Genomic DNA, 25,335 nt, shown 5'->3' on the forward strand with positions numbered 1-25,335 from the left:
TTAACCAGGTCTTAACAATAAAACAAAAATACAAATACTTTCAACAGGATATAAAACACACAACATCTAACACATATAATTATCAAATAATCCCCCCAATACTCAAACAAATAAAAAAATAAATAGGCGAGAGTTATGTTACGTGCTAAACAAATAAATCCATCAACATTTAAAATAATAAAAACAAAAACAAACAAAATAATGAATATAAATAAATTGCTCTAATGATTCAGCCTTTCGCCACGGGAAATCCAAATATAAAGCCAACTTTCGTAAACCACCCGCCCTCAGGTTCGGGTATACTACAGCCTTCGATTTCACAAACATCAGGCATACCATGACAGACCTAATCCAACGCCCTCGCCGCCTGCGCAAATCACCTGCGCTGCGCGCTATGTTTGAAGAGACAACACTGAGCTTAAATGACCTGGTGTTGCCGATCTTTGTTGAAGAAGAACTCGACGATTACAAAGCCATCGAGGCCATGCCTGGCGTGATGCGCATTCCAGAGAAGCATCTGGCACGCGAAATTGAACGCATTGCTAATGCAGGCATCCGCTCAGTCATGACCTTCGGTATTTCTCACCACACCGATGATACCGGCAGCGATGCATGGAAAGAAGACGGTCTGGTGGCGCGCATGTCGCGTATCTGTAAGCAGACCGTGCCGGAAATGATTGTCATGTCCGATACCTGCTTCTGTGAATACACCTCGCACGGTCACTGCGGCGTATTATGCGAGCACGGCGTGGATAACGATTTAACCCTGGCCAATCTTGGCAAGCAGGCGGTGGCTGCTGCCGCAGCGGGTGCTGACTTCATCGCGCCTTCCGCCGCGATGGACGGCCAGGTGCAGGCGATTCGCCAGGCGCTGGACGCCGCGGGCTTCACCGATACGGCGATCATGTCCTACTCCACCAAATTTGCTTCTTCTTTCTACGGCCCGTTCCGTGAAGCCGCAGGCACTGCGCTGAAAGGCGATCGTAAAACCTATCAGATGAACCCGATGAACCGTCGGGAAGCGATCCGCGAATCGCTGCTGGATGAAGCCCAGGGCGCAGACTGCCTGATGGTCAAACCGGCTGGCGCATACCTCGATATTCTGCGCGATATCCGCGAGCGCACCGAGCTGCCGATTGGCGCTTATCAAGTCAGCGGTGAATACGCGATGATCAAATTCGCGGCGCTGGCGGGTGCTATAGATGAAGAGAAAGTGGTGCTGGAAAGCTTAGGCTCGATCAAGCGCGCTGGCGCGGATCTGATTTTCAGCTACTTCGCACTCGATCTGGCTGAGAAAAAAATCCTGCGTTAATTCCTTTCAACGCCCCGCACTGCGGGGCGTTTTATCATAAAACGTCACCAAACCGCCATCTAACCGACACATCGCCCTTCTACTGTCACAAAAGGACAGAGGAGGAGCCGCTATGTTTAGTCTCGACAATGTCATCGACGACCTGTGGCCAGAGGCGAGGCCCGCCCCGTGGCAAAAAAAAGTGCTGAGAAAACTGTTACATGAAGAGGAATTCCAACAGTTTGCCGCTCGTCACCGCCATCTGAAAGGGTTAGATACCGTCGAACAGGTGCTGGAGCATCTCAACATTCACTGTCAAATTCCGGTCCGTAGTCTGGAACAAATTCCCGAACAAGGGCCGCTGGTTATCATCGCCAACCACCCTACCGGCACACTCGACGGCCTGGCCCTGCTATACGCCGTTTCTCGCGTTCGCCGCGATGTTAAAGTCGTCACCAACCGCATGCTCACTCATCTCGAACCGCTCAGTTCGCTGTTTATTCCGGTGGATAATATCAATGGCCGCACCGCTAAAGCGGCGCTACAGCTGATGGATCGACAGTTGCAAAACGGCGGTGTGCTGATCTTCTTCCCGGCCGGTGAAGTTTCGCGCATAACCCGGCGCGGCATTCACGATAAAAAATGGCACTCCGGCTTTATTAAGCTCGCCGCCAAATACCGCGCACCGCTCTTACCTGCGTGGATTGAGGCACGCAATAGCACGCTGTTTTATGCCAGCGCACTGGTATCGCAAAACCTGCCGATGCTGTTGTTAATGCAGCAGATGTTTCGCCGCCGGAACAGCAACCTGCCGGTGACCATTGGCGAGCAAATTGCGTGGACGACATGGTGCAACCCACAAACTACGCCGCGAGAAATGACAGACAAGTGCTACCGACACGTTCAGCTACTGGGAAAAGGACGGCCGGGCGTCTTTAAAACCGAAAGCGCGATCGCTCGCCCGGAACCCCGTGCCCTGCTCAAGCGCGAGCTACACCAGGCCGAGTGCCTGGGGCGTACAGCAGACGGTAAGGTTATCTATCTATGGCAGCGTAATGGTCAGGAAGAGGTTCCGTTGCTACGTGAGCTGGGCCGTCTGCGGGAAATCGCCTTCCGCGCGGTAGGCGAAGGTAGCGGCAAACGCCGCGACATCGACAGTTACGACGATGACTACCTGCATCTGATCCTGTGGGATGAAGACGATTTGGAGATCGTCGGTGCCTACCGCTTTATGCCGACCGCCCTACAGATGGAAAAGCGCGGGCTGGACGGCATTTACAGCTATAGCCTGTTTCATTACGACGAACGGATGGACGATATCCTCCAGCACGGCATTGAGCTGGGGCGCAGCTTTATTCAGCCACGCTACTGGGGACGCCGCGGCCTGGACTATCTGTGGTCCGGTATCGGCGCGTATCTGGCGCGCCATCCACACTATCGCTACCTGTTTGGCCCGGTTTCTATTTCTGGTGGGCTACCGCCCTCGGCCCGCGATTTGCTGGTTGCCTTTTATCGCCTGTGGTTTCCGGCAACACATCCGCTGGCGGAGTCACGCCGACCGTACCCGGCCTCGTTACCCGACGCACTGGCGCAGTTTGGCGGGGAAAATTACAGTGAAGACCTGACGCGGCTGAAGTCGCTGCTCGGCAACCTTGGTTGTGGTATTCCACCACTCTACAAGCAATATTCCGAAGTGTGTGAGCCAGGTGGCGTACAGTTTATCGACTTTGGCAGCGACCCGGACTTTAACAACTGCGTGGATGGTCTGGTACTGGTGGATTTAACGTATCTGAAGGCAAATCGCTACCAGCGGTATATCGGACCGCATTTAGGTTCGTAGACCGGATAAGGCGTTTACGCCGCCATCCGGCGCGGTGCCGGATGGCGCTACGCTTATCCGGCCCACAATCGGCACCGGTCAGGAACTCACGACGCACGATAGAACGGCTTATCCCCTAAAATCGTGGCCCGATGCATAATGCGCCGCTGCGGCAGATAATCCGCATTGGCGTAATGTTGCGTCACACGGTTATCCCAAATCGCCACATCGTCAGGCTGCCAGCGCCAGCGCACCTGAAACTCTGGTTTAGTGACATGCGCAAACAGGAACCCGAGTAGCGCTTCGCTCTCTTTCTCCGTGACATCCACAATCCGCGTGGTAAATCCCTCGTTCACAAACAGCGCCTGTTTACCGCTTACCGGATGCGTGCGCACCACCGGATGCAGTAACGGGGGATGTTTGGCCACCGCGTCCAGCCAGCGCTGGTGCTCTTCTTCCGTCTTACGGTATTTGTACTCCTGGAACGATTTGCGGAAATCATGCTCTGCCCGCAGGCCGCTCAGCAACTGACGAAACGGTTCAGAGAGCGCTTCAAAAGCGGCAATCCCGCTGGTCCACAGGGTGTCGCCCCCGGTTGATGGCAGCTCTTTCGCCGCTAAAATCGCCCCGGCAGGCGGCGTGTCAATAAAGGTGACATCGGTGTGCCAGTTATCGTTATCTGGCGGATTATCGTTGTGAGTATCCAGCACGATAATCTCCTCCACGTCCTCGGCGTGCGGGTAGACCGGATGAATATGCAGATCGCCAAAACGTAGCGCCAGCGCACGCTGCTGTTGCGGCGTAATCACCTGCTCACGCAGAAACACCACCTGGTGACGCAGTACGGCGTGATAAAGCTGCTCAAACTGGTTATCGCTCAGCGGGCGCGCCAAATCTGCACCGGTGATTTGTGCGCCAATATACGGCCCCAGCGGGGTAATGCTCAGACGTTCACTCATTGTACTTCTCCATGCCAGGGCGTCAGACGACGTTGAAGCGCGCGCAGACCCAGTTCTAAAATAAAGGCGATAACGGCAATTACCGCGATCCCCGCCAGCACCACATCCGTTGCCAGAAATTCACCGGCGGACTGGACCATAAAACCCAAACCTCGCGTGGCGGCAATCAGCTCTGCGGCCACCAGCGTTGACCAGCCGACACCCAGCCCGATGCGCAGCCCGGTGAGTATTTCCGGCAATGCACCGGGTAAAATAACAAACCACAGCACCTGCGCACGGCTGGCTCCCAGCGACTGCGCGGCGCGCACTCTCACCTGCTGCGCACTTTTCACTCCCGCCAGCGCCGACATCGCTACAGGGGCGAAAATCGCCAGATAGATAAGCAAGATCTTGGAGGTTTCGCCAATGCCAAACCAAATGACCATCAGCGGTAGATAGGCCAGGGGCGGAACCGGACGATACAGCTCAATGATCGGATCGAGAATGCCGCGCATCGTCGGACTCAGCCCCATAGCGATTCCAACCGGAACGCCCAGCAGCACCGCCGCCAGCAGCGCGATAACAATACGTGTCAGACTCGCCGCCAGATGCTGCCACAGGGTGGCATCCATAAATCCCTGCGGACCGGCAATAACGATCAGCTTTTGTAAAACCTGTCCCGGTGGCGGTAAAAACAGCGGACTGATTAACTGCAGCGCCGCCACCGTCCACCACAACGCCAAAATGACGGCCAACGTACCAAGGCTTAAGGTAATCTGCCGCGAGAACGGCCAGCGCCAGTTGAGCGCGCGCTGGCGACGGGGTTTATCATTAATCACCACGCTCATGAAAATGCCTCCCGTTGTTCAAAGACTCGACCTAACACGTACTCGCGCATGGCGATAAACTGCGGATCGGACTTAATGCTGCGACTCGACTCTCCAGCCACAAAGCGACGGGCGAAATTCAGCGGCAGACGCTCCAGTACCCGGCCTGGGCCTGGCGACAGCAATACCAGCTCTGTCGCCATAAACACCGCTTCTTCAATATCGTGCGTAATCAACAGCACCTGTTTACCCGTCTCATGCCACAGCTTCAGCAGCAGGGTTTGCATCTGCTCGCGGGTAAACGCGTCGAGCGCACCAAACGGTTCATCGAGCAGCAGGAGCTGTGGATTGGCCGCCAGCGCCCGGGCAATACCAACACGCTGGCGCTGGCCGCCAGAAAGCTGCCAGATAAAACGTTTGCCCGCGTCCTCCAGCCCGACTTTCTGCAACATCTCCAGGGCAATACGCTGACGCTGAGGTTTATCCACTCCCGCCAGCTGCAGACCAAAAGCCACGTTGTCCTGCACGTTACGCCAGGGCAGCAGACCTTCGTTCTGGAATACCACCCCGCGTTCCGCGCCCGGACCTTCCACCTTCTTACCTGACAGCGTAATGCTGCCATGCTGATACGGCACGAACCCGGCAATCAGATTTAGCAGCGTGGTTTTGCCGCAGCCGGAAGGCCCGAGCACCACCAGCAGTTCGCCGCGATCAAGCGTCAGGTTGATATCATCCAGCACCGGTTTTCCACCGTAGCTGGCGGCAAGATGAGAGATTTGCAGCATCAGCGCCTCCTTTTATTGCACGAAGCGATCGGTAACGTACTGGCTGTAATCCGTCGCGACGGCGGGGACTTTGCCCTGCTCTTTGAGGAACTGCGCGGTGTCGATAATCGCTTTGTTCACCGGTCCGGTCAGTTCGGCAGTCTGCTGTTGCGGCGTCAGGTAAGTGTTACCTTTCACCAGTCCCGGCACATCCGCTTCCGGCACGCCGCTTAAACGCGACAATTTGCTGATATTCTCCGGCTGCTTCAGCCACTCATCGGGATTAGCGATATAAGGTTGCTGCGCATCAATCGCGCTTTTGGCAAAGGCTTTCACCACCTCAGGATGCTTCTCGGCAAAATCTTTGCGTACCACCCACACGTCCAGCGTCGGTGCGCCCCACTCACCAACCTGCGATGAGTCGGTTAACACCTTGCCGTCTTTTTCCAGCGCATTGACCGCAGGCGCCCAGACGTACGCGCCGTCAATATCCCCGCGCTGCCAGGCAGCAATAATCGCCGGTGGTTGCAGGTTCACAATCTCCACCTGACCGGGTTTAATCCCCCAGTGTTTCAACGCCGCCAGCAGGCTGTAATGGGTGGTGGAGATAAACGGCACCGCAATGCGTTTGCCAATCAAATCTTGCGGTTTACTGATGTTTTTCTTCACCACCAGCGCTTCAGAATTGCCAAGTTTTGATGCCAGCAGGAAAACCTCAATCGGCACCTGCTGACTGGCAGCGACCGCCAGCGGGCTGGAGCCAAGATTACCGATCTGCACGTCGCCGGAAGCCAGCGCCCGCACGATGCTCGCGCCGCTGTCGAATTTGCGCCAGTCAACGGTGGCTCCGCTCTCTTTAGCAAAGGTGTTATCCGCCTGCGCCACTTTGGCGGGTTCAGCGGAGGTCTGATAGGCGACGGTGACGTTCACCGCCTGCGCCTGAAATGCGATGAATGCCAGTGCACCGAGAAGTGCGTTACGCGATGAAATAGCCATGATTGTCTGCTCCCCTGTCTTGTTATGTAGGCAGTATTTCGTTGCGGCACAATTTGATAAAGGAATTAAAAATTCTGGCTAAGAACAAAGCGTTTTTAGAAAAAAAGCGGCAATGGTTAGCAATTTCGCTCATTACAGAACGTAGGCCTGATAAGCGCAGCGCCATCAGGCACTGTTGCCGGATGGCGGCGCAAGCGCCTTATCCGGCCTACAACACCCGGCAAATTATTGCGATTTTGTTACATTCGTTACATAACTACACCACGATGATTGCCAGCTCAGCGCTGGCAGGCATCATAGATATTCTTGTCAGGCAAGAGAGCAATATCATGATTCATGTTGTGCTGGTAGATGACCATGTGGTGGTGCGTTCCGGCTTTGCGCAATTACTCGGTCTCGAAGAGGATCTCGCCGTTATCGGCCAGTACAGCAGCGCGGCAGAGGCCTGGCCGGCATTACTGCGCGAGGACGTCAATGTTGCGGTCATGGATATCGCCATGCCGGATGAAAATGGTCTGAGTCTGCTAAAACGGCTGCGGGCGCAAAAACCCGGCTTTCGCGCCATTATTCTCAGTATTTATGACGCGCCGACGTTTGTACAAAGCGCGCTGGATGCCGGGGCCAGTGGCTACCTGACCAAACGCTGCGGACCAGAGGAACTGGTGCAGGCAGTACGATCGGTCGGTATGGGCGGGCATTACCTGTGCGCCGATGCACTGCGGGCGTTACGCGGCGGCGAACAGCCCGCACAGGTACTGGAAGTACTGACCCCACGCGAGCGCGAAGTGTTTGAGCTGTTGGTCAAAGGCGACAGCGTAAAAGAGATCGCCTTCAAGCTCGACCTCAGCCACAAGACGGTGCACGTTCATCGCGCGAATGTACTGGGCAAGCTGCAATGCCACAGCACCATCGATCTGGTGCATTTTGCCCTCGACCACCAGTTACTGACGGGGCATTAATGTCTCGCTCTGCTCGCCACTGGGTTATCTCTCTGTTTATTCTGCTGGCCTGGGGTTCGGGCTGGCTAATGCTGTGGACGTTAGGTTTTTACCTGACCCACAATGGTCAGCAGGCGGCATTATTTCTGCCGCACGGCGTGTATCTCGCGCTATTGATCCTGCTGTCTCGCCGCTACTGGCCCGCGCTGGTATTGCCGCCGGTATTGATCCTGTTCTGGCTGCACAACGAACAGTTACTCAACGGTTATCTTCTGCTGGCCGCACCGCTGATAAGCCTGATACCGGCCAGTATCGGTCAGTCATACTGGCACCGCTTCCCGCTTTACTGGCAGCGCTTAACGCTGCTGCTGGCCGCGGTGACGATCACTTCATTGCTCAATACCGCCCTGCTTTCACCGTTTATCCAAAGCCCGGCGACGTTAATAGGTTTGGCGTCGTTTACCGGCGGCGTGCTGCTGACGCCGTTTGTCTATCTGATCTATGAATTTCTGCGCCAGCAGCACCGCTATCATTTGCTCGGGCTGGATACCACCAATCCCCCGCTGCGCACCTCGCTTATCATCTGGTGCAGCCTGTTTTTTATTATTGGCATCGGCACCCAGATGGTGTTGTCGCCGGAGATCGAGCGCCTGCTGCTGATCGTGGTGTTCCTACCGAACGTGGTGATGGCGTGGAAATTTGGCTGGCAGGGCGGCGTGTTGTCCGGATTGCTCGGCAGTATGATGATCACCATCGCCCGGCAAATCGGCGTCGGGTTCAGCAACTTAGTGGAGCTGGAGATTTTCCTCGCCACCCAGGCGCTGCTGGGTATAGGGCTGGGGATCGCCATCAGCCGCCAGCAGCATCTGGCGCAAAACCTGCACCATTATCGCCAGCGTCTGGAAAGCGAACTGGCGGCCCGCCGCGCGCTGACTGAACAACTGATCCGCACGGAAGAAAACACGCGCAAAAACCTGGCGCGGGAACTGCATGATGAAATTGGTCAGAACATCACCGCCATTCAAATTCAGTCTCAACTGGTTAAACGTTCGCAGGGTCCTGAGCAAACGCTCGACGCGGCAAATCAGATCAACGATCTTGCCCGGCGTATCCACCACTCGACCCGCCAGCTACTGCGCCAGCTACGCCCACCCGCGCTCGATGAACTGTCTTTTAAAGATGCACTACATCATCTGGTGAATGAATTTGCTTTTGCTGAACGGGGTATTCACTGCCGGTTTGATTACCGACTGGCAAATACGCCTGAAAATGAAACGGTGCGCTTTACGCTGTACCGTCTGTTGCAGGAGTTACTCAATAACGTCTGTAAACATGCCGACGCCAGCGAAGTGTCGATTACGCTGCGCCAGCAGGAACAGCGTTTGTTTCTGGACGTCGCTGACAACGGCGTGGGCATTCTGCCGGAAAAAATTCCCGGTTTCGGTATCCAGGGAATGCGCGAGCGGGTCAGCGCCCTTGGCGGCGAACTCACGCTCGAATCAAATGGCGGCACGCGGGTAATTGTTAACCTGCCCACAAATTTGCAACAAATCAGCCGCTAACCAGGAAAAAGTCTTAGTCACTGCGGACTTTCTCTCATCCCCTTTTGCTTTCACTTTCCTATAGTCAGCACAAACGGAGACTGCCATGCATACACGCTCAGCCAGCGAAACAGATCAACAATACCGGGCGCTACGCCCCCGATTGCTGATGTGTATGGTAATTGGTTACGCCGCGTTTTATCTGACGCGCAAGAGCGTTAACTACGTCCTCCCGGCGCTACAAACGGACCTCGGTCTGGATAAAGGCGATATCGGCCTGCTGGGGTCGCTGTTTTACCTGACCTATGGTCTGTCGAAATTTACCGCCGGACTGTGGCACGACAGCCACGGGCAACGCGCATTTATGGGCATTGGCCTTTTCGCCACCGGTGTTTTGAATGTGCTGTTCGCCTTTGGTGAATCGCTGACGCTACTGCTGGCGGTCTGGACGCTGAACGGATTTTTTCAGGGCTGGGGCTGGCCGCCCTGCGCCCGCCTGCTGACCCACTGGTACTCGCGCAATGAACGCGGATTCTGGTGGGGCTGCTGGAATATGTCGATCAACATCGGAGGGGCAATTATCCCACTGATTAGCGCCTTTGCCGCCCACTGGTGGGGCTGGCAGGCAGCGATGCTGGCACCGGGGATTATCAGCATGGCGTTAGGTATCTGGCTCACCCTGCAACTGAAAGGCACGCCCCGGGAAGAGGGATTACCGACGGTTGGGGAATGGCGGCATGACCCGCTGGAGCTGCGCCAGGAGCAGCAAAGCCCGCCGATGGGGCTGTGGCAAATGTTGCGCATAACCATGCTGAAAAACCCGATGATCTGGCTCCTCGGCGTGTCGTATGTGCTGGTCTATTTGATCCGCATTGCGCTCAACGACTGGGGCAATATCTGGCTGACAGAAAGCCACGGCGTGAATTTGCTCAGCGCCAATGCCACGGTGATGCTGTTTGAGGTCGGCGGCTTGCTCGGTGCGCTGTTTGCCGGATGGGGATCGGATCTGCTGTTCAGCGGTCAGCGTGCGCCGATGATTTTGCTGTTCACGCTGGGGCTGATGGTCTCCGTCGCCGCGCTATGGCTGGCGCCGGTGCACCACTACGCGCTACTGGCTGTCTGTTTCTTTACCGTGGGCTTTTTTGTGTTTGGCCCGCAGATGCTGATTGGCCTCGCAGCGGTGGAGTGCGGACACAAAGCAGCGGCAGGTTCAATTACCGGTTTTCTCGGGCTGTTCGCCTATCTGGGGGCCGCGCTGGCGGGTTGGCCGCTGTCGCTGGTCATAGAACACTACGGCTGGTCGGGAATGTTCAGTTTGCTCTCGGTTGCCGCTGTCTTTATGGGTTTATTGCTGATGCCGCTGCTCATTGCGGGCATTACCCCTTCTCTCAGTCAAAGGATAAAACAATGAAACTGACGCTTACCTCTACCCTGATTGCTTCCGCGCTGACGCTGGCGGCCTTCAGCAATGCAGCCCAGGCGCAGGGCCGTCTGGTGGTGTATTGCAGCGCCACTAACGAGATGTGCGAAACCGAAACCAAAGCCTTCGGTGAAAAATATGATGTGAAAACCTCATTCATTCGCAACGGCTCGGGCAGTACGCTGGCGAAAGTCGATGCCGAGAAGAAAAATCCACAGGCGGATGTCTGGTACGGCGGTACGCTGGATCCGCAGTCCCAGGCCGGGGAAATGGGCCTGCTGCAGCCGTATAAATCCCCCAATCTCGAACAGATCATGGAGAAATTCCGCGATCCCGCGAAGGTGAAAGGCAATCTCTCCTCGGCGGTTTACGTCGGTATTCTGGGCTTTGGCGTCAATACCCAGCGCCTGAAAGAGAAAAACCTGCCGGTGCCAAAATGCTGGAAGGATCTGACCAAACCGGAATACAAAGGCGAAATCCAGATTGCTGACCCGCAAAGCTCCGGTACCGCCTACACCGCACTGGCGACTTTTGCCCAGCTGTGGGGTGAAGATCAGGCCTTTGACTACCTGAAACAGCTCAACGCCAACGTCTCCCAATACACCAAATCCGGCATTGCTCCGGCGCGTAACGCCGCCCGTGGCGAAACGGCGATTGGCATTGGCTTCCTGCACGACTACTCGCTGGAAAAAGAACAGGGCGCACCGCTGGAGCTAATTTCACCGTGCGAAGGTACTGGCTATGAGATCGGCGGCGTTAGCATTCTGAAAGGCGCGCGCAACCTCGACAACGCCAAACTGTTCGTTGACTGGGTACTGTCAAAAGATGCTCAGGAGCTGGCGTGGAAGAAAGGCAAGTCCTATCAGATCCTGACCAACACCACCGCCGAGACGTCGCCTAACTCGCTGAAACTCGACGATCTGAAGCTTATCAATTACGACATGGATAAGTACGGCTCGACCGACGTGCGTAAAGCGTTGATCAATAAGTGGGTCAGCGAAGTGAAGATGGGTAAATAAACCTACATCGGCGATCATTTTCCGGGTGCGGCGTAAATACCGCATCCGGCCTGGAATACCGGAACCGCTATGTCACACACACTTGCACTCCATCCCGTGAAAAAACGGGATGCGATATTTCTTTGGGTTTTGCTTGGCTGGCTGGCGTTTGCCCTGTTGCCAGGCTGGAGCCTGGACTACGGTCTGCTGGAGTCGACGCGCGAGGAAATACTCGCCGCCTACGGCTGGTCACAGTTGAATATCAGTTGGCTGTGGTATCTGCTGCCAAGCCTGCTGCTGGTTCGCCCGTTCCATGAAGCTAAACGCGAACAGCGCGGCCGCCATTATCTTGACGCGGGCTGGGCATTTTTCTGTATGGCGTTTATCGTCACCAGCGCGACCCTTGAAGGGCGTGGCTTAGGCTATGCCACCATCGTGCTATTTATCGCACTTGGCGCGATCATGACCCTGGCGCTCACCCGTCTGGAATGGCTGGGCGGCGACCGTTTCGTCATCGGCTCGCTCACCGCGATTGTCGCCCTGATCGGTATTTTTATCGTCTGGCCGAGTATCGCGATTTTTATTCCGATGTTCACCAACGACGCCGGGGAATTTGCCCCGCTGGCGTTTATGAATGTGCTGTCGCAGGCGCACATCATTCAGGTGATCCTCAACTCAATTATGCTGTCGATTGCCGTCGGCGTCGGCTGCACCTTCTTTGGCCTGGTGCTGGCGATCTACACCACCCGGATCGCCAAACGCAGCGCCATAATCGGACGTATCTTCTCGATTTTGCCGATCGTCACCCCGCCGTTTGTCGTAGGTTTAGGCGTCACGCTGATGATGGGACGCTCCGGCTATATCACCGAATTTATGGTCGAATGGTTTGGCTTAACCAACACCAACTGGCTGTACGGTTTTACCGGCATCTGGCTGGCGCAGGTACTGGCCTTCACGCCGATGGCGTTTATGATCCTCGACGGAGCAATCAAAACCATTCATCCGTCGCTGGAAGAAGCGTCATACACCCTCCGTGCCAGCCGCTGGCAGACCTTTAACGGCGTGTTTGTCCCGCTGCTGAAACCCGCGCTGGCCAACGCCTTTTTGATTGTGGTTGTGCAATCGCTGGCTGACTTTAGTAACCCGCTGGTGCTCGGCGGTAACTTCGACGTGCTGGCAACGCAAATCTACTTCTACATCACCGGTTCGCAGCTCGACTACCAGGCCGCCAGTACGCTGGGTGCATTCCTGCTGCTGTTCTCGCTGCTGGTGTTCTGCGTGCAATATATGTGGATTGGTAAACGCTCATACGTCACCGTTTCCGGTAAATCCTACCGGGGCGACGTGCAGCCGCTGCCGGTGACGCTGGTGTGGAGCGTGGTCGCGCTGCTGGCGGTGTGGATTGCCTTTAATGCCCTGTTGTACGGCAGCATTTTCTACGGCAGTTTCACCGTTAACTGGGGCGTGGACTACACCCTGACGCTGGCGAACTTTACCAAACTGTTCGGTCAGGGGATGAGCGACGGCGCATGGCCTTCACTGCTCGACACCCTGCTCTACGCCGGTATTGCCGCGCCGATCACCGCCATCTTCGGCCTGCTGATCGCCTGGGTAGTCGTGCGCCAGCAGTTTAAGGGCAAAAAGACCATCGAGTTCACCACTATGCTGTGCTTTGCCGTTCCAGGCACCGTCGCGGGCGTATCGTACATTCTGGCCTTTAACAGCGCCCCGGTTTACCTCACTGGTACAGCGGCGATTGTCATTATCTCGATGGTAATGCGTAACGTCCCGGTCGGCATTCGCGCGGGTATCGCGGGACTCGGCCAGATCGATAAATCACTGGATGAAGCCTCGCTCAGCCTGCGCGCCGGTTCGCTGCGTACCATTACGCATATCCTGCTGCCGCTGCTACGCCCGGCGATCCTTTCGGCGCTGATTTACAGCTTTGTGCGCGCCATTACCACCGTCAGCGCCATCGTGTTCCTCGTCACGCCGGATACCCGCGTGGCCACGGCCTACATCCTGAACCGCGTGGAAGATGGCGAATACGGTGTGGCGATTGCCTACGGTTCCATTCTGATCGTGGTGATGCTGGCGATTATTTTCATCTTTGACTGGCTGATCGGTGAATCACGAACCTCCCGTTCAAAAGCCAAAAACCAGGCGTAATGGAGCGCACTATGACTCAGAAAAATTTCGTTGAACTGCGCAACGTCACCAAACGATTTGGCAGCAACACGGTTATCGACAATATCAATCTCACCATTCCGCAGGGGCAAATGGTGACGCTGCTCGGCCCATCCGGTTGTGGTAAAACCACCATTTTGCGCCTGGTCGCCGGGCTGGAAAAACCGAGCGAAGGGCAGATTTTCATTGATGGCGAAGACGTCACCCATCGCTCAATTCAGCAGCGTGATATCTGTATGGTGTTTCAGTCCTATGCCCTGTTCCCGCATATGTCGCTGGGAGAGAACGTGGGTTATGGCCTGAAGATGCTCGGCGTATCCCGCGCTGAGGTGAAAGCCCGTGTCAAAGAGGCACTGGCGATGGTCGATCTGGAAGGCTTCGAAGAGCGCTATGTCGATCAGATCTCCGGCGGTCAGCAACAGCGCGTAGCGCTGGCCCGCGCGTTGATCCTCAAACCGAAAGTATTGCTGTTTGATGAGCCGTTGAGTAACCTCGACGCCAACCTGCGTCGCAGCATGCGCGACAAGATCCGCGAACTGCAAAAGCAGTTTGATATCACCTCGCTGTACGTTACCCACGATCAGAGCGAAGCCTTTGCGGTTTCCGATACCGTGCTGGTGATGAACAAGGGGCACATCATGCAGATCGGTTCACCGCAGGATCTCTATCGCCAGCCCGCCTCCCGCTTTATGGCAAGTTTTATGGGCGACGCCAACCTGTTCCCGGCCACCTTCAGTGACCAATACGTTGATATCTATGGCTATCACCTGCCACGCCCGCTGCACTTTGGTACACAAGGCGAAGGTATGGTCGGCGTGCGCCCGGAAGCGATCACGCTCAGCGATCGCGGCGAAGAGAGTCAGCGCTGCGTGATCCGCCACGTGGCCTATATGGGCCCCCAGTATGAAGTCACGGTGGAATGGCACGGGCAGGAAATCTTATTGCAGGTCAACGCTACGCGTTTACAGCCGGACGTCGGCGAGCAGTATTATCTCGAAATCCACCCGTACGGTATGTTTGTTCTGGCGGATGCGGCATAATTTGTGCCGGGCTACGATCAAACAACGGACCAGATAAAATTAATTTGATTATAGAGAAGGAAAAATCCTTATAAAATATTTATTAAGTAAATACATATAAACTTAATTATTCCAAGCCTGAATCATCCTTAATTGGATTCAGGCTTTTTTATTACTTATGCGATCAGCCGCACAACTTTTACAGAGAAAATAGTATGTCATCACGCTTTCAACGGATGAGAGAGATTCAAAAATGTATTTTTACCAGGAAGAAAACCAAATCACTCAATATATAAGCGAGCACGAATTATGGGTATTGGGTCGTGTCAGCGGGATATACAACAAAACAACGCATAAAAACGAAAAAATGTTAGAACCGTTGTGGAGGAAATACGATCGAAGTATCGAGGGGATTTTAATCTTTTATTCAAAGATGGAAGCATCAATTTACTCTGTTTACCTAGAGAAAAAATTTAATGAAAAGTGGAGCGTATATGCACTGAATGATTTTAACATTGGGGAAATGGTAAAAAACAATAAAACCATCAAAAATAGCGATGATTATTATCTGCTGTTGAGTGCAGGATTATGGGCTGATAAACAATGCAATATTATATATCATGGTTATCATTTAGCTCAAGTTGTAATCCCCGTCAAATATACCTTTAGCAGTTTCAGTGAAAATGAAAAATTGCCTATCCTAAAAATACCTGAAAAAGTTACAGATAGATTTCATCAAATGTGGAAGAAAAGATTCCCTGATTTTCTAAGTCATACTCAATCGCAATGTAATTATCATAATGACTATTTAAAAGAACAAAGTCTAATCGCTTATAATAATATGCAATTCAAAGAATCGAATAAAATCGAAGATTGTGTTTATATGGCAACATGGAAAAATGACTGGATTTTTTGTAATCCGGAAAGTTTAAGTTTATTAAAATGAGAATTGTATGGGAATTGCATATTTTTTAAGGGTCGGTGATAAAACAACCTGCGGCGGTACTATTTTAACAGGCTGTACTAATCATATACTCGACGGACAGCCAACGGCACGACATGGCGATAGCTATATATGCGGTAAAGATAAAAAACTCTACCACATAGTAGGAGGACAACCGGGTTATTTTATACATGGTGTTCAAGCTGCCGGAACAGCACATAGCGTTGGCACATGCCCTTGCAAATGCAGATTTATTAACTCAATTTCAAATGTCACTTATTTCTATGAGAGTGAAGTTCTCTCCGCACCTAAGCCAGTCACAAACAGAGTGGTCTCTGTAGCGCCGCAGAACGCGCCAAAACCGCTCACGATGGCACCTGGACCATATTGTCCGGGTGAAGAGGATAAACCGCCTCGTGAGCCTGTCGATGGGGGATTTTGTGTATTGCCCTATGAGTCAAAACCATCAACATATGAGCCGTATATTTTCGTTAACCCCCCCGAGGGTACGAGAGAGCTGTATCACAAACTGAACCCTGATATGAAAAAACAACCTGGTTCAATTCTGATTGTTATTGATCCTGAAAAGCAAGATCAGCAACAGATTGAAACATTGCAAAAAGCGCGTGATCGAATTGATAAAGCTCTGGCCCCACTTACCTTGGGAAGGTGCGAATAAGCAGGTCATTTCTTCCCAAGCTGACTCGCTGATTAAAATTTCGCGGATCTGGGCCGATTTTTTTCCCGCAAACACATCGAATCAGCCTATTTAGGCTATTTTTTCCACCATTTCTGGCGTTATTTCCGGTTTTTACTGAGATCTCTCCCACTGACGTATCATTTGGTCCACCCGAAACAGGTTGGCCAGGGTGAATAACATCGCCAGTTGGTTATCGTTTTTCAGCAGCCCCTTGTATCTGGCTTTCACGAAGCCGAACTGCCGCTTGATGATGCGAAACGGGTGCTCCACCTTGGCACGGATGCTGGCTTTCATGTATTCGATGTTGATGGCCGTTTTGTTCTTGCGCGGATGCTGCTTCAAGGTTTTTACCTTGCCGGGACGCTCGGCGATCAGCCAGTCCACATCCACCTCGGCCAGCTCCTCGCGCTGTGGCGCTCCTTGGTAGCCGGCATCGGCTGAGACAAATTGCTCCTCTCCATGAAGCAGATTACCCAGCTGATTGAGGTCATGCTCGTTGGCCGCGGTGGTGACCAGGCTGTGGGTCAGGCCACTCTTGGCATCGACACCAATGTGGGCCTTCATGCCAAAGTGCCACTGATTGCCTTTCTTGGTCTGATGCATCTCCGGATCGCGTTGCTGCTCTTTGTTCTTGGTAGAGCTGGGTGCCTCAATGATGGTGGCATCCACCAAAGTGCCTTGGGTCATCATGACGCCTGCTTCGGCCAGCCAGCGATTGATGGTCTTGAACAATTGACGGGCCAGTTGATGCTGCTCGAGCAGGTGGCGGAAATTCATGATGGTGGTGCGATCCGGCAGGGCGCTATCCAGGGATAATCGGGCAAACAGGCGCATGGAGGCGATTTCGTACAGGGCATCTTCCATGGCACCGTCGCTCAGGTTGTACCAATGCTGCATGCAGTGAATACGCAGCATGGTCTCCAGCGGATAGGGCCGTCGGCCATTGCCCGCCTTGGGATAAAACGGCTCGATGACAGCGGTCATATTCTGCCATGGCAGAATCTGCTCCATGCGGGAGAGGAAAATCTCTTTTCGGGTCTGACGGCGCTTAGTGCTGAATTCACTATCGGCGAAGGTGAGTTGATGGCTCATGATGTCCCTCTGGGATGCGCTCCGGATGAATATGATGATCTCATATCAGGAACTTGTTCGCACCTTCCCTAATTATGGTATGAGCATAGAGGGTTATAATTTAATAAGAGGATTGCCTTGCAAATTAACACTAGGATTTAAAATTGAAGCAGTGCTGTGGATTTTATGTATTCCTGTGTTGCTAAGTATGTTTATTGCATTTTGAATAAAGGGACTCCATTGGAGTCCCTTCTTTAATTTTATATCAATGCACCCTATATCTGATCAACAATCCAGCCGTATCGCCACATCATTCACTGTAGGCCCGATAAACTCTCAGCTTCGCGCTTTTAGCGCGGCAATATCCGCAGGCGTGGTGCGACAGCACCCGCCAATCAACCGTGCGCCAGCGGCCTGCCACTGCGGCAGATAATCCGCCAGATGCGCACAATGCTCACCGTGATGATGCCAGGTTTTGCTCACGGCATCATACTGCTCGCCCGAGTTCGGATACACCACCAGCGGCAGCGCCGTTAAACCGTGTAAATGCTGCAACGCAGCGGTGGTATTTTCCAGCGCAATGCAGTTAATACCTAGCGCCACCACCTGCGGATAACCCGCCAGCAACGCAACCACGTCACGCAACGGCGTACCGTCGCTCAGGTGCTCGCTGTCGCGCAGGGTAAATGAGAACCACGCCCGCGCGCGCGGATATGCGGTCAATAGCTCAGCCAGCGCGCTAATTTCGGCAAAATTTGGCAGGGTTTCACAGGCCAGCAGATCGGCCCCGGCATCCAGTAACGCTTCCACGCGCGGGCGGTGAAACGCCTGAAACTCTTCAGCGCTACGTTGGTAATCACCACGGTATTCAGAACCATCCGCCAGATACGCGCCGTAAGGCCCGACGGACCCTGCTACCAGCAGCGTGCCCGCCTGCGGGTTCTCGGCCAGATACGCTTCACGGGCTTTACGCGCCAGCTCCACGCTTTTACCAATTAGCGCTTTCGACTGCGCTTCATCCAGGCCACGGGCGGCAAACCCCGCCGGTGTCGCCTGGTAGCTGGCGGTAATCGCACACTGCGCCCCCGCCCGGTAGTAATCGAGATGGACTTCGCGGATAAGCTCCGGATTTTCGACCAGCACTTTGGCTGACCACAGGCTGTCGGCTAAGTTACAGCCACGCGCTTCCAGCTCCGTCGCCATCGCACCATCGAGCAGCAGGAAATCCTGTTTATCAAGGATGGCGCTTAACGGATTATTCTGCGACATGTTCGGGCTCCTGTTTGGCTTTACGCGGTTGGGTAAGGAAATAAGCACCATAACACACTGCCACAAACGGTAACCCGCACCACAGCGCAATTCTCTGCGCTGGATCGAATGCCAGCCCGACACAAGCCACCAGGCACAGCACAAATCCCAGTACCGGCACCAGCGGATACCACGGCGCGAGATAATGCAATTCACTCAATGCCTTACCCTGCTGCAGATGACGGCGGCGAAAGACAAAGTGCGAAGCGCAAATGCTCAGCCACACCGCCACCACCGCGAACCCGGAGATTGCCGACAGCGCGACAAATACCGTGTCCGGGGCCACCACGCTGGAAAACAGCGCCAACACGCCGCCGAGCATACTGACCGACAGCGCCGTCAGCGGCACGCCGTTTTTCGTCACTCGGGAAAAACAGGCTGGCAGCGTGCGTTCATTCGACAGCGACCACAGCATGCGCCCGGAGGCATACAGCCCGGAGTTCGCCGCGGATAGAATAGCCGTCAGGATCACGAAGTTAAAAATATCGGCGGCGTATGGAATCCCCACCTTCTCAAACACCAGCACAAACGGGCTTTTCTCCACGCCCGCCTGCTGCATCGGGATCAGCGCCGCCAGCACAAACACGGTGCCGATAAAGAAAATAATCAGTCGCGCGATGGTAGTACGAATCGCCACCGGAATAACCTTGCGCGGGTTTTCTGTTTCTCCGGCGGCAATACCGATAAGCTCAGTTCCCGAAAAAGCAAAATTCACCGCCACCATCGTCATCAGGATCGGTAAGCCACCGTGTGGGAACCAGCCTTCCGCCGTGATATTACTCAGTCCCGGCGCGGGCGAGCCATCCTGCATCGGGATAAAACCAAAAATCGCCGCCCCGCCGAGGATGATAAAGGCGATGATAGTGACCACTTTTACCAGCGAGAACCAGAACTCCCCTTCGGCAAAAAAGCGCGTGGAGATGACGTTTAGACCAAAAATAATCGCGCAGAACACCACACACCAGACCCATACTGGTACCTGCGGAAACCAGTACTGCATACAGAATCCGGCGGCGGTAAAACTCGAACCCAGCGCCACAGTCCAGGTCAGCCAGTAGAGCCAGGCCACGGTATATCCCGTTGCAGGGCCAAGATAACGCGCAGCATAGACGTGAAACGCCCCGGTCTCCGGCATCGCGACCGACAGCTCGCCCAGACACTGCATAACCAACCAGACTACCAGCGCGCCAATCAGATAGGCCAGCAGCGTTCCCGCCGCCCCGGTGGTGGAGATGATGTACCCGGTATTGAAGAATAACCCTGTGCCAATCACGCCACCTAAGGAGAGCATAATCAGGTGACGCGTTTTCATTGTGCGCTTCAGTGGCGCATTTTGTTGTGTTGTTTGCATATAACCTTCTGAACGTATGGACATCTAAACATCCAAAGAAGGTTTGTTATACCGCGTTTGTTAACAGAATGCAAAGTCAACCCTGCACCAGGCGCAGATGCCCGCGCCGGGCGCTTAATGTCGGGTGGGGATTAATAATCAGATACAAAAAGGGTCGCCAGCTCATAACGCCTCCGTTGCCAGGCTTTATGTAAACTCTGGCAACGTCCTCACCGACTGGCGTTCACCCGGAAGTGGGAACCGTATCTCCCCCACTCATACCACCGAATGAGCGCTTAAGCACCGCTGGCCGGGACCGGCATCTGCGATTTGCGGTTCATCAGAATAAATACCGCCAGGCCCGCCACTAAAATACCCGGCGCTGAAGCTGCCATCACCCCCACTGTTCCGGTGCCAAGCGCTAACATTTTCCCTGCCAGCAGCGGACCGCTCATCGCACCCAGACGCCCGACGGCGACAGCGGTACCCACGCCGGTGGCGCGGATCTGCGTGCTGTAAAACAGCGGTGCCAGCGCATACAACACGCTTTGCCCCCCGGTGGCAAACATCCCCGCCACAAATCCCGCCATCAGCATACCGCTCAATGACGATACCGTGCCCAGCGCCAGCAATGATGCCAGCATCCCGGTGTAGATCAAAAGTGACATCACCACCGGACGCAGTTTATCCATCAACGCCCCGAGGATTAAGGTGCCGCTGGCCGCGCCAATTTGCAGGGCAAACATCACGCCCGCCGCCTGCGAGGGCTGAAAGCCCTGCCCGACCAGCAGCATCGGCAGCCAGTTGATCAGCATATACACCACCAGCAGGGTGAAGAAATAGCACAGCCACAGCAGCAGCGTGGCTGTCGCGGTGGTTGGCGCAAACAGCGCGCGCAGCGGCGCGGCAGCCACCTGCGTTTGTTGGGCGTAAACCTGCGATTCCGGCAACCAGCGCATCAACAGCGGTACCAGCAGCAGCGGGATCACCCCGCCGACCCAGAACACCGTTTGCCAGGCAGAGGCCAGACCGCTAAACCCGAGCGCTGCCGCCAGCGCCGCGCCAATCGGCACACCGCAATACATCAGGCTCACCGCCGTACCACGAAAACGTGGGCCCGCCGCCTCAGAAGTCAGCGCGATCAGATTCGGCAACGCTGCGCCCAGCCCAACACCGGTCATCAGGCGGGCAAACACCAGCGATGAGAAATCCCAGGATATCGCTGTTGCCAGCGAGAACAGACCGAACAGCGCCACGGAGGCAATAAGAATGCGTTTGCGGCCATAGCGATCGGCCAGCATGCCGCCCACCAGCGCGCCGGGCAGCAGTCCGAGAATGCCCGCGCTGAAGATCCAGCCCATCTGCATTTTATCTAATGCAAACGCATGGGCGATACCGACGGCAGCGATCCCGGCGGCCTGTAAATCCAGCCCTTCCATCAGGGCGACTAAAAAACACAGCCCGACGGTCAACGTCAGGCGGGATGAGGATGTGGGGGTACGGGTAGTCATAAGATGTACCTCTGAGGTCACGATGCAGGTGAATCGCGGCTGATACGTTGCCAGCCGCGTAATCATTTTTATTTTCTGTTGCGCAGATCCAGCGCCACGTCGACGATCATATCTTCCTGGCCGCCCACCATCCGGCGTTTGCCCAGTTCAACCAGAATATCTACCGCGCTCAGGCCATACCGCTCCGCCGCCACTTCGCAGTGGCGCAGGAAACTTGAGTACACTCCGGCATAGCCCAGCGCCAGCGTTTCGCGATCGACCCGCACCGGACGGTCCTGTAACGGACGCACCAGATCGTCGGCGGCGTCCATCAGCGCATACAGATCTGTGCCGTGCTGCCAGCCAAGCTTATCTGCCGCGGCGATAAACACCTCCAGCGGCGCGTTGCCTGCGCCTGCGCCCATACCGGCCAGGCTGGCATCGATACGGTCACAGCCCTCCTCTACCGCGGCAATCGAGTTCGCCACGCCGAGGCTCAGGTTGTGGTGGGCGTGCATCCCGGTTTCCGTCTCCGGTTTCAGCACCGCTTTCAGGGCGCGGAAGCGGTCACGGATATCAGACATGTTCATCGCCCCGCCTGAATCGACCACATAGATACAGGTCGCGCCGTAGTTTTCCATCAGCTTCGCCTGCTGCGCGAGGTGCTCCGGCGTGGTCATATGGCTCATCATCAGAAAGCCGACGGTATCCATGCCAAGCTCACGCGCATACTGAATATGCTGGGCCGACACGTCCGCTTCGGTGCAGTGGGTCGCCACGCGCACGACGCGCGCCCCAGCCTGATATGCATTTTTCAGGTCATGAATCGTGCCGATGCCCGGCAACAGCAGCGTGGCAATCTTAGCGTGCTTGACCACGTCCGCCGCCGCTTCAATCCACTCCAGGTCGCTGTGCGCGCCAAAGCCGTAGTTAAAACTGGAACCCTGCAGACCGTCGCCGTGCGCCACCTCAATGGAATCGACCCGTGCGTCGTCCAGCGCTTTGGCAATCTGGCGCACGTTTTCCAGCGAATATTGATGACGAATGGCGTGCATGCCGTCGCGCAGGGTCACGTCAGAGATATAGAGTTTTTTACCGTTCATGCTGCTTCTCCTGCCTGACGAGTGAGTGACTGCGCCATCTTCTCAGCGGTCGCCAGCGCACTGGAGGTCATAATATCGAGATTGCCCGCGTAGGCTGGCAGATAGTGCGCCGCGCCTTCCACTTCCAGATAGACGGCGGTTTTCAGCCCGGAGAACTGACCGATGCCCGGCAGATTGACCGGTTTATCCTGCGGGATGACTTCAAACTGGACACGCTGTTTCAGACGATAGCCCGGCACGTACGCCTGCACCGCCGCCGCCATCTCATTAATCGATGCTTCAACTTCAACCTCAGAGGCCGCTTCGCTCAGCACATACACCGTGTCGCGCATCATCAGCGGCGGCTCGGCCGGGTTAAGGACGATAATCGCTTTACCTTTTGCCGCGCCGCCAACCACTTCAATCGCCTTCGAGGTGGTTTCGGTAAACTCATCGATATTAGCGCGCGTGCCTGGACCCGCAGATTTACTGGCGATCGAGGCGATAATTTCGGCGTAATGGACTTTTGCCACGCGAGAAACCGCCGCCACCATCGGGATAGTCGCTTGCCCGCCGCAGGTCACCATATTGACGTTCTGTTGGTCAACGTTAGCGTCCAGATTCACCACCGGGACGCAGTACGGACCGATCGCCGCAGGCGTCAGGTCGATCAGGCGGATCCCCGGTTTAGCAGCACGCAGCGCGGCGTCATTTTTCACATGCGCGCTCGCACTGGTGGCGTCAAACACGATGTCGATATCGGCAAACTCTGGCATGGAGATAAGTCCCGTCACCCCTTCATGAGTAGTGGCGACGCCCATACGACTGGCGCGCGCCAGTCCGTCGGATTGCGGATCGATACCGACCATCACCGCCATTTCCAGATGCTTCCCGTGACGCAGAATTTTTATCATCAAATCGGTACCGATGTTGCCGGAGCCGATAATGGCGACTTTACGCTTACTCATGACTGACTTCCTCTTGTAACCGCCGCTGAAAAAGTGGCGGCAACTGAACCAATACCGTCGATATGGGCCTCGAAACGATCGCCCGCATTCACCGCCACCATCGGGCCTAACGCTCCGGTGAGAATGATATCTCCGGCACGTAGCGGCTCGCCGAGGCTGGCCATTTTGCGCGCCAGCCAGACGGCGGCGTTGAGCGGATGTCCCAGGCATTCGCTGCCGCGCCCGCTGGACACTTCTTCGTTATTGCGCGTCATTTTCATCGCGCAGTTTTTCAGATCTAATCCTGCCGGACGCTGTGCCGGGCCGCCGACCACATACACGCCGCAGGAGGCGTTATCCGCCACGGTATCAACAAACTTGATTGACCAGTCGCGGATACGGCTGCCGACCACTTCCAGCGCGGGCAACACCCACTCGATGGCGTTATAAAGCTCGTCAAAAGTAGTGTCGGCATTGGGCAGATCGCGGTTCAGCACCAGCGCGATTTCCGCTTCAATACGCGGTTGCAGCACGCGCTCAAACGCAATGGTGTCGTTATCGCCGTAGCACATGTCGGCAAACAGCGTACCGAAGTCCGGCTGATCGACGCCAAGCTGCTGCTGCACTTTCGGGTGTGTCAGCCCTACTTTGCGCCCGACCACGCGACGCCCGCGCGCCACTTCATACTGCACGTTGATGCGTTGAATGGCGTAGGCCGCTTCGCCGTTGTCCACGCCGATCAGTTCACGCAGCGGGGCGATAGCTTCCCCTTTTTCCTCCGCCAGACGTAAATCGGCGGCTAACTGCTCAAGATTAAGATTGGTCATGTCCGTTCCTTAAGGGCGTGCGAGGAAATTCAGCACCAGCTGATTAAAGGCATCCGCATGTTCCCACTGCGCCCAGTGTCCGCAGTCGCGGTAGATGTGCAGCTCAGAACCGGCAATCCCGGAGAGCAGGCGCAGACCAGCATCCATCGGCACGAAGCGGTCATTGCGTCCCCAGACAATCAGAGTTTGGGCTTTAATTTCCCCCAGGCGCGGGCCGAAGTCCGGGAACTGTTTCGGGTTGGCTTCGAGGCTTTTCACAAAGTTGTCCAGGTGATCGCGGCGCGACAGCATATTGTTCAGACGCGCTTCAAACAGCGCCTCCGTGAGATCGCTGGTATCGAAGACAAAGATATCCATCATCAGCTTCAGGTTCTCGATAGTTGGCGCGCGGTACAGCTGATTCAGCCGCTTAATACCTTCGGTCGGCATCGGGGTAAACAGACTCATGCCGCCCGTCCCGCCGCCCATCAGCACCAGCTTGCCCACGCGCTCCGGCCAGCTCAGGGTGAACGCCACGGAACTGTGGCCGCCCATCGAGTTGCCCAGCAGGTGGATTTTCTGAATATCCAGTTGATCGACTACGCTTTTCAGGATGCGGGCGTTGAGATCGGATCGCGAACCGCGGTTAACGATCCCATCGCTTTTACCCCAGCCAGGACAATCCAGCAGGATCACCCGGTATCCGGCCTGTACCAGCGGATCAATATTGCGGCTGAAGTTTGCCCAGCCCGTCGCGCCAGGACCGGAGCCGTGCAGCAGCACGACGGTCTCTTCGCCCTGTCCACAGTCATTGAAATGCACGCGTAGTGTTTCGCCTGCTTCCTGCACCTCCAGAAAACGACTGGTAGCGGCTTCGGTTTGCGGTTGGTAAGTCATGATGTTCTCCTGCATATTCAGTT

The 25,335-nt window shown here is 55.3% G+C and carries 22 protein-coding genes; 10 read left to right on the forward strand and 12 right to left on the reverse strand.

Annotated elements, in window-relative coordinates:
• Nucleotides 1-337: 337 nt before the first annotated feature.
• Both hemB and SK32_RS11110 read left to right on the forward strand, forming a co-directional pair.
• Entirely contained in the window at nucleotides 338-1,312 is a 975-nt protein-coding gene (hemB, locus tag SK32_RS11105; RefSeq protein WP_048212472.1) for a porphobilinogen synthase, read from the forward strand.
• Nucleotides 1,313-1,424: 112 nt separating this feature from the next.
• Complete coding sequence (locus tag SK32_RS11110; RefSeq protein ID WP_048212473.1) at nucleotides 1,425-3,131, forward strand: bifunctional ornithine lipid synthase OlsF; 1,707 nt, start codon at nucleotides 1,425-1,427, stop codon at nucleotides 3,129-3,131.
• Nucleotides 3,132-3,217: 86 nt separating this feature from the next.
• Here SK32_RS11110 and tauD read toward each other — a convergent pair whose 3' ends face one another.
• Genes tauD through tauA form a run of 4 tightly spaced genes read right to left on the reverse strand, consistent with a single transcriptional unit; the run spans nucleotide 3,218 to nucleotide 6,635 of the window.
• Entirely contained in the window at nucleotides 3,218-4,069 is an 852-nt protein-coding gene (gene tauD, locus SK32_RS11115; RefSeq protein ID WP_048212474.1) for a taurine dioxygenase, read from the reverse strand.
• Nucleotides 4,066-4,896 (reverse strand): taurine ABC transporter permease TauC, encoded by an 831-nt coding sequence (tauC, locus tag SK32_RS11120; RefSeq protein WP_048212475.1) that lies wholly within the window; start codon nucleotides 4,894-4,896, stop codon nucleotides 4,066-4,068. Before tauC ends, tauD begins: the two co-directional genes overlap by 4 nt.
• Complete coding sequence (gene tauB, locus SK32_RS11125) at nucleotides 4,893-5,660, reverse strand: taurine ABC transporter ATP-binding subunit (RefSeq protein ID WP_048212476.1); 768 nt, start codon at nucleotides 5,658-5,660, stop codon at nucleotides 4,893-4,895. The genes tauC and tauB overlap by 4 nt, the downstream gene beginning before the upstream one ends.
• Nucleotides 5,661-5,672: 12 nt before the next feature.
• Nucleotides 5,673-6,635 (reverse strand): taurine ABC transporter substrate-binding protein, encoded by a 963-nt coding sequence (tauA, locus tag SK32_RS11130; protein WP_003838610.1) that lies wholly within the window; start codon nucleotides 6,633-6,635, stop codon nucleotides 5,673-5,675.
• Nucleotides 6,636-6,964: 329 nt separating this feature from the next.
• Here tauA and SK32_RS11135 point away from each other — a divergent pair, with 329 nt between their 5' ends.
• The 8 genes from SK32_RS11135 to SK32_RS11170 all read left to right on the forward strand — a co-directional run bounded on the left by SK32_RS11135 (nucleotide 6,965) and on the right by SK32_RS11170 (nucleotide 16,360).
• On the forward strand, nucleotides 6,965-7,594 hold the full coding sequence (locus SK32_RS11135; protein ID WP_005125019.1) for a response regulator transcription factor: 630 nt from the start codon (nucleotides 6,965-6,967) through the stop codon (nucleotides 7,592-7,594).
• Nucleotides 7,594-9,135, forward strand: coding sequence for an MASE1 domain-containing sensor histidine kinase (locus SK32_RS11140; protein ID WP_048212477.1), 1,542 nt, complete (start codon nucleotides 7,594-7,596; stop codon nucleotides 9,133-9,135). Before SK32_RS11135 ends, SK32_RS11140 begins: the two co-directional genes overlap by 1 nt.
• 85 nt (nucleotides 9,136-9,220) lie before the next feature.
• On the forward strand, nucleotides 9,221-10,525 hold the full coding sequence (gene uhpC, locus SK32_RS11145; RefSeq protein WP_048212478.1) for an MFS transporter family glucose-6-phosphate receptor UhpC: 1,305 nt from the start codon (nucleotides 9,221-9,223) through the stop codon (nucleotides 10,523-10,525).
• Nucleotides 10,522-11,553: an ABC transporter substrate-binding protein gene (locus SK32_RS11150; RefSeq protein ID WP_003021397.1), complete on the forward strand. Its 1,032-nt coding sequence runs from the start codon at nucleotides 10,522-10,524 to the stop codon at nucleotides 11,551-11,553. The genes uhpC and SK32_RS11150 overlap by 4 nt, the downstream gene beginning before the upstream one ends.
• Nucleotides 11,554-11,622: 69 nt before the next feature.
• Nucleotides 11,623-13,701 carry an ABC transporter permease gene (locus SK32_RS11155; protein WP_048212479.1) on the forward strand — a complete coding sequence of 693 codons (2,079 nt, stop codon included), beginning with the start codon at nucleotides 11,623-11,625 and terminating at the stop codon, nucleotides 13,699-13,701.
• 11 nt (nucleotides 13,702-13,712) lie between these two features.
• Nucleotides 13,713-14,759: a ferric ABC transporter ATP-binding protein gene (gene fbpC, locus SK32_RS11160; protein WP_048212480.1), complete on the forward strand. Its 1,047-nt coding sequence runs from the start codon at nucleotides 13,713-13,715 to the stop codon at nucleotides 14,757-14,759.
• A 232-nt stretch (nucleotides 14,760-14,991) separates the two neighbouring features.
• Complete coding sequence (locus SK32_RS11165) at nucleotides 14,992-15,684, forward strand: hypothetical protein (protein WP_048212481.1); 693 nt, start codon at nucleotides 14,992-14,994, stop codon at nucleotides 15,682-15,684.
• Between the two features lie 7 nt (nucleotides 15,685-15,691).
• Nucleotides 15,692-16,360 carry a PAAR domain-containing protein gene (locus tag SK32_RS11170; RefSeq protein ID WP_231591571.1) on the forward strand — a complete coding sequence of 223 codons (669 nt, stop codon included), beginning with the start codon at nucleotides 15,692-15,694 and terminating at the stop codon, nucleotides 16,358-16,360.
• A gap of 132 nt (nucleotides 16,361-16,492) precedes the next feature.
• On the opposite strand, the gene SK32_RS11175 is transcribed toward SK32_RS11170, so the two are convergent.
• The 8 genes from SK32_RS11175 to mhpC form a co-directional block, all read right to left on the reverse strand.
• The gene (locus tag SK32_RS11175; RefSeq protein WP_000019441.1) at nucleotides 16,493-17,473 is read right to left on the reverse strand and encodes an IS5-like element ISKpn26 family transposase; all 981 of its coding nucleotides are present in this window, start codon (nucleotides 17,471-17,473) and stop codon (nucleotides 16,493-16,495) included.
• A gap of 315 nt (nucleotides 17,474-17,788) precedes the next feature.
• Complete coding sequence (mmuM, locus tag SK32_RS11185; protein ID WP_048212483.1) at nucleotides 17,789-18,721, reverse strand: homocysteine S-methyltransferase; 933 nt, start codon at nucleotides 18,719-18,721, stop codon at nucleotides 17,789-17,791.
• Nucleotides 18,708-20,111, reverse strand: a complete 1,404-nt coding sequence (mmuP, locus tag SK32_RS11190) for an S-methylmethionine permease (protein ID WP_048212484.1) — start codon at nucleotides 20,109-20,111, stop codon at nucleotides 18,708-18,710. The genes mmuM and mmuP overlap by 14 nt, the downstream gene beginning before the upstream one ends.
• A gap of 275 nt (nucleotides 20,112-20,386) precedes the next feature.
• Nucleotides 20,387-21,601 carry a 3-(3-hydroxy-phenyl)propionate transporter MhpT gene (gene mhpT / locus SK32_RS11195; protein ID WP_048212622.1) on the reverse strand — a complete coding sequence of 405 codons (1,215 nt, stop codon included), beginning with the start codon at nucleotides 21,599-21,601 and terminating at the stop codon, nucleotides 20,387-20,389.
• Between the two features lie 68 nt (nucleotides 21,602-21,669).
• Nucleotides 21,670-22,683: a 4-hydroxy-2-oxovalerate aldolase gene (mhpE, locus tag SK32_RS11200; RefSeq protein ID WP_048212485.1), complete on the reverse strand. Its 1,014-nt coding sequence runs from the start codon at nucleotides 22,681-22,683 to the stop codon at nucleotides 21,670-21,672.
• Entirely contained in the window at nucleotides 22,680-23,630 is a 951-nt protein-coding gene (mhpF, locus tag SK32_RS11205) for an acetaldehyde dehydrogenase (RefSeq protein WP_048212486.1), read from the reverse strand. The genes mhpE and mhpF overlap by 4 nt, the downstream gene beginning before the upstream one ends.
• Complete coding sequence (mhpD, locus tag SK32_RS11210; RefSeq protein ID WP_048212487.1) at nucleotides 23,627-24,436, reverse strand: 2-keto-4-pentenoate hydratase; 810 nt, start codon at nucleotides 24,434-24,436, stop codon at nucleotides 23,627-23,629. Before mhpD ends, mhpF begins: the two co-directional genes overlap by 4 nt.
• Nucleotides 24,437-24,445: 9 nt before the next feature.
• Nucleotides 24,446-25,312 carry a 2-hydroxy-6-oxonona-2,4-dienedioate hydrolase gene (gene mhpC / locus SK32_RS11215; protein WP_048212488.1) on the reverse strand — a complete coding sequence of 289 codons (867 nt, stop codon included), beginning with the start codon at nucleotides 25,310-25,312 and terminating at the stop codon, nucleotides 24,446-24,448.
• Between the last annotated feature and the right edge of the window lie 23 nt (nucleotides 25,313-25,335).

The sequence above is a fragment of the Citrobacter sp. MGH100 genome (genome assembly GCF_001034465.1).
Taxonomy (GTDB): domain Bacteria; phylum Pseudomonadota; class Gammaproteobacteria; order Enterobacterales; family Enterobacteriaceae; genus Citrobacter; species Citrobacter youngae.

Bases quoted from the DNA above. Each gene is read 5' to 3' on its own strand.
- tauA (WP_003838610.1), bottom strand. From the start codon at position 6,635: ATGGCTATTTCATCGCGTAACGCACTTCTCGGTGCACTGGCATTCATC.
- fbpC (WP_048212480.1), top strand. From the start codon at position 13,713: ATGACTCAGAAAAATTTCGTTGAACTGCGCAACGTCACCAAACGATTT.
- uhpC (WP_048212478.1), top strand. From the start codon at position 9,221: ATGCATACACGCTCAGCCAGCGAAACAGATCAACAATACCGGGCGCTA.
- SK32_RS11175 (WP_000019441.1), bottom strand. From the start codon at position 17,473: ATGAGCCATCAACTCACCTTCGCCGATAGTGAATTCAGCACTAAGCGC.
- SK32_RS11170 (WP_231591571.1), top strand. From the start codon at position 15,692: ATGGGAATTGCATATTTTTTAAGGGTCGGTGATAAAACAACCTGCGGC.
- mhpF (WP_048212486.1), bottom strand. From the start codon at position 23,630: ATGAGTAAGCGTAAAGTCGCCATTATCGGCTCCGGCAACATCGGTACC.
- mhpD (WP_048212487.1), bottom strand. From the start codon at position 24,436: ATGACCAATCTTAATCTTGAGCAGTTAGCCGCCGATTTACGTCTGGCG.
- tauD (WP_048212474.1), bottom strand. From the start codon at position 4,069: ATGAGTGAACGTCTGAGCATTACCCCGCTGGGGCCGTATATTGGCGCA.
- SK32_RS11165 (WP_048212481.1), top strand. From the start codon at position 14,992: ATGTATTTTTACCAGGAAGAAAACCAAATCACTCAATATATAAGCGAG.
- SK32_RS11140 (WP_048212477.1), top strand. From the start codon at position 7,594: ATGTCTCGCTCTGCTCGCCACTGGGTTATCTCTCTGTTTATTCTGCTG.
- tauB (WP_048212476.1), bottom strand. From the start codon at position 5,660: ATGCTGCAAATCTCTCATCTTGCCGCCAGCTACGGTGGAAAACCGGTG.
- tauC (WP_048212475.1), bottom strand. From the start codon at position 4,896: ATGAGCGTGGTGATTAATGATAAACCCCGTCGCCAGCGCGCGCTCAAC.
- SK32_RS11135 (WP_005125019.1), top strand. From the start codon at position 6,965: ATGATTCATGTTGTGCTGGTAGATGACCATGTGGTGGTGCGTTCCGGC.
- SK32_RS11155 (WP_048212479.1), top strand. From the start codon at position 11,623: ATGTCACACACACTTGCACTCCATCCCGTGAAAAAACGGGATGCGATA.
- SK32_RS11110 (WP_048212473.1), top strand. From the start codon at position 1,425: ATGTTTAGTCTCGACAATGTCATCGACGACCTGTGGCCAGAGGCGAGG.
- mhpC (WP_048212488.1), bottom strand. From the start codon at position 25,312: ATGACTTACCAACCGCAAACCGAAGCCGCTACCAGTCGTTTTCTGGAG.
- mmuP (WP_048212484.1), bottom strand. From the start codon at position 20,111: ATGCAAACAACACAACAAAATGCGCCACTGAAGCGCACAATGAAAACG.
- mmuM (WP_048212483.1), bottom strand. From the start codon at position 18,721: ATGTCGCAGAATAATCCGTTAAGCGCCATCCTTGATAAACAGGATTTC.
- mhpE (WP_048212485.1), bottom strand. From the start codon at position 22,683: ATGAACGGTAAAAAACTCTATATCTCTGACGTGACCCTGCGCGACGGC.
- mhpT (WP_048212622.1), bottom strand. From the start codon at position 21,601: ATGACTACCCGTACCCCCACATCCTCATCCCGCCTGACGTTGACCGTC.
- hemB (WP_048212472.1), top strand. From the start codon at position 338: ATGACAGACCTAATCCAACGCCCTCGCCGCCTGCGCAAATCACCTGCG.
- SK32_RS11150 (WP_003021397.1), top strand. From the start codon at position 10,522: ATGAAACTGACGCTTACCTCTACCCTGATTGCTTCCGCGCTGACGCTG.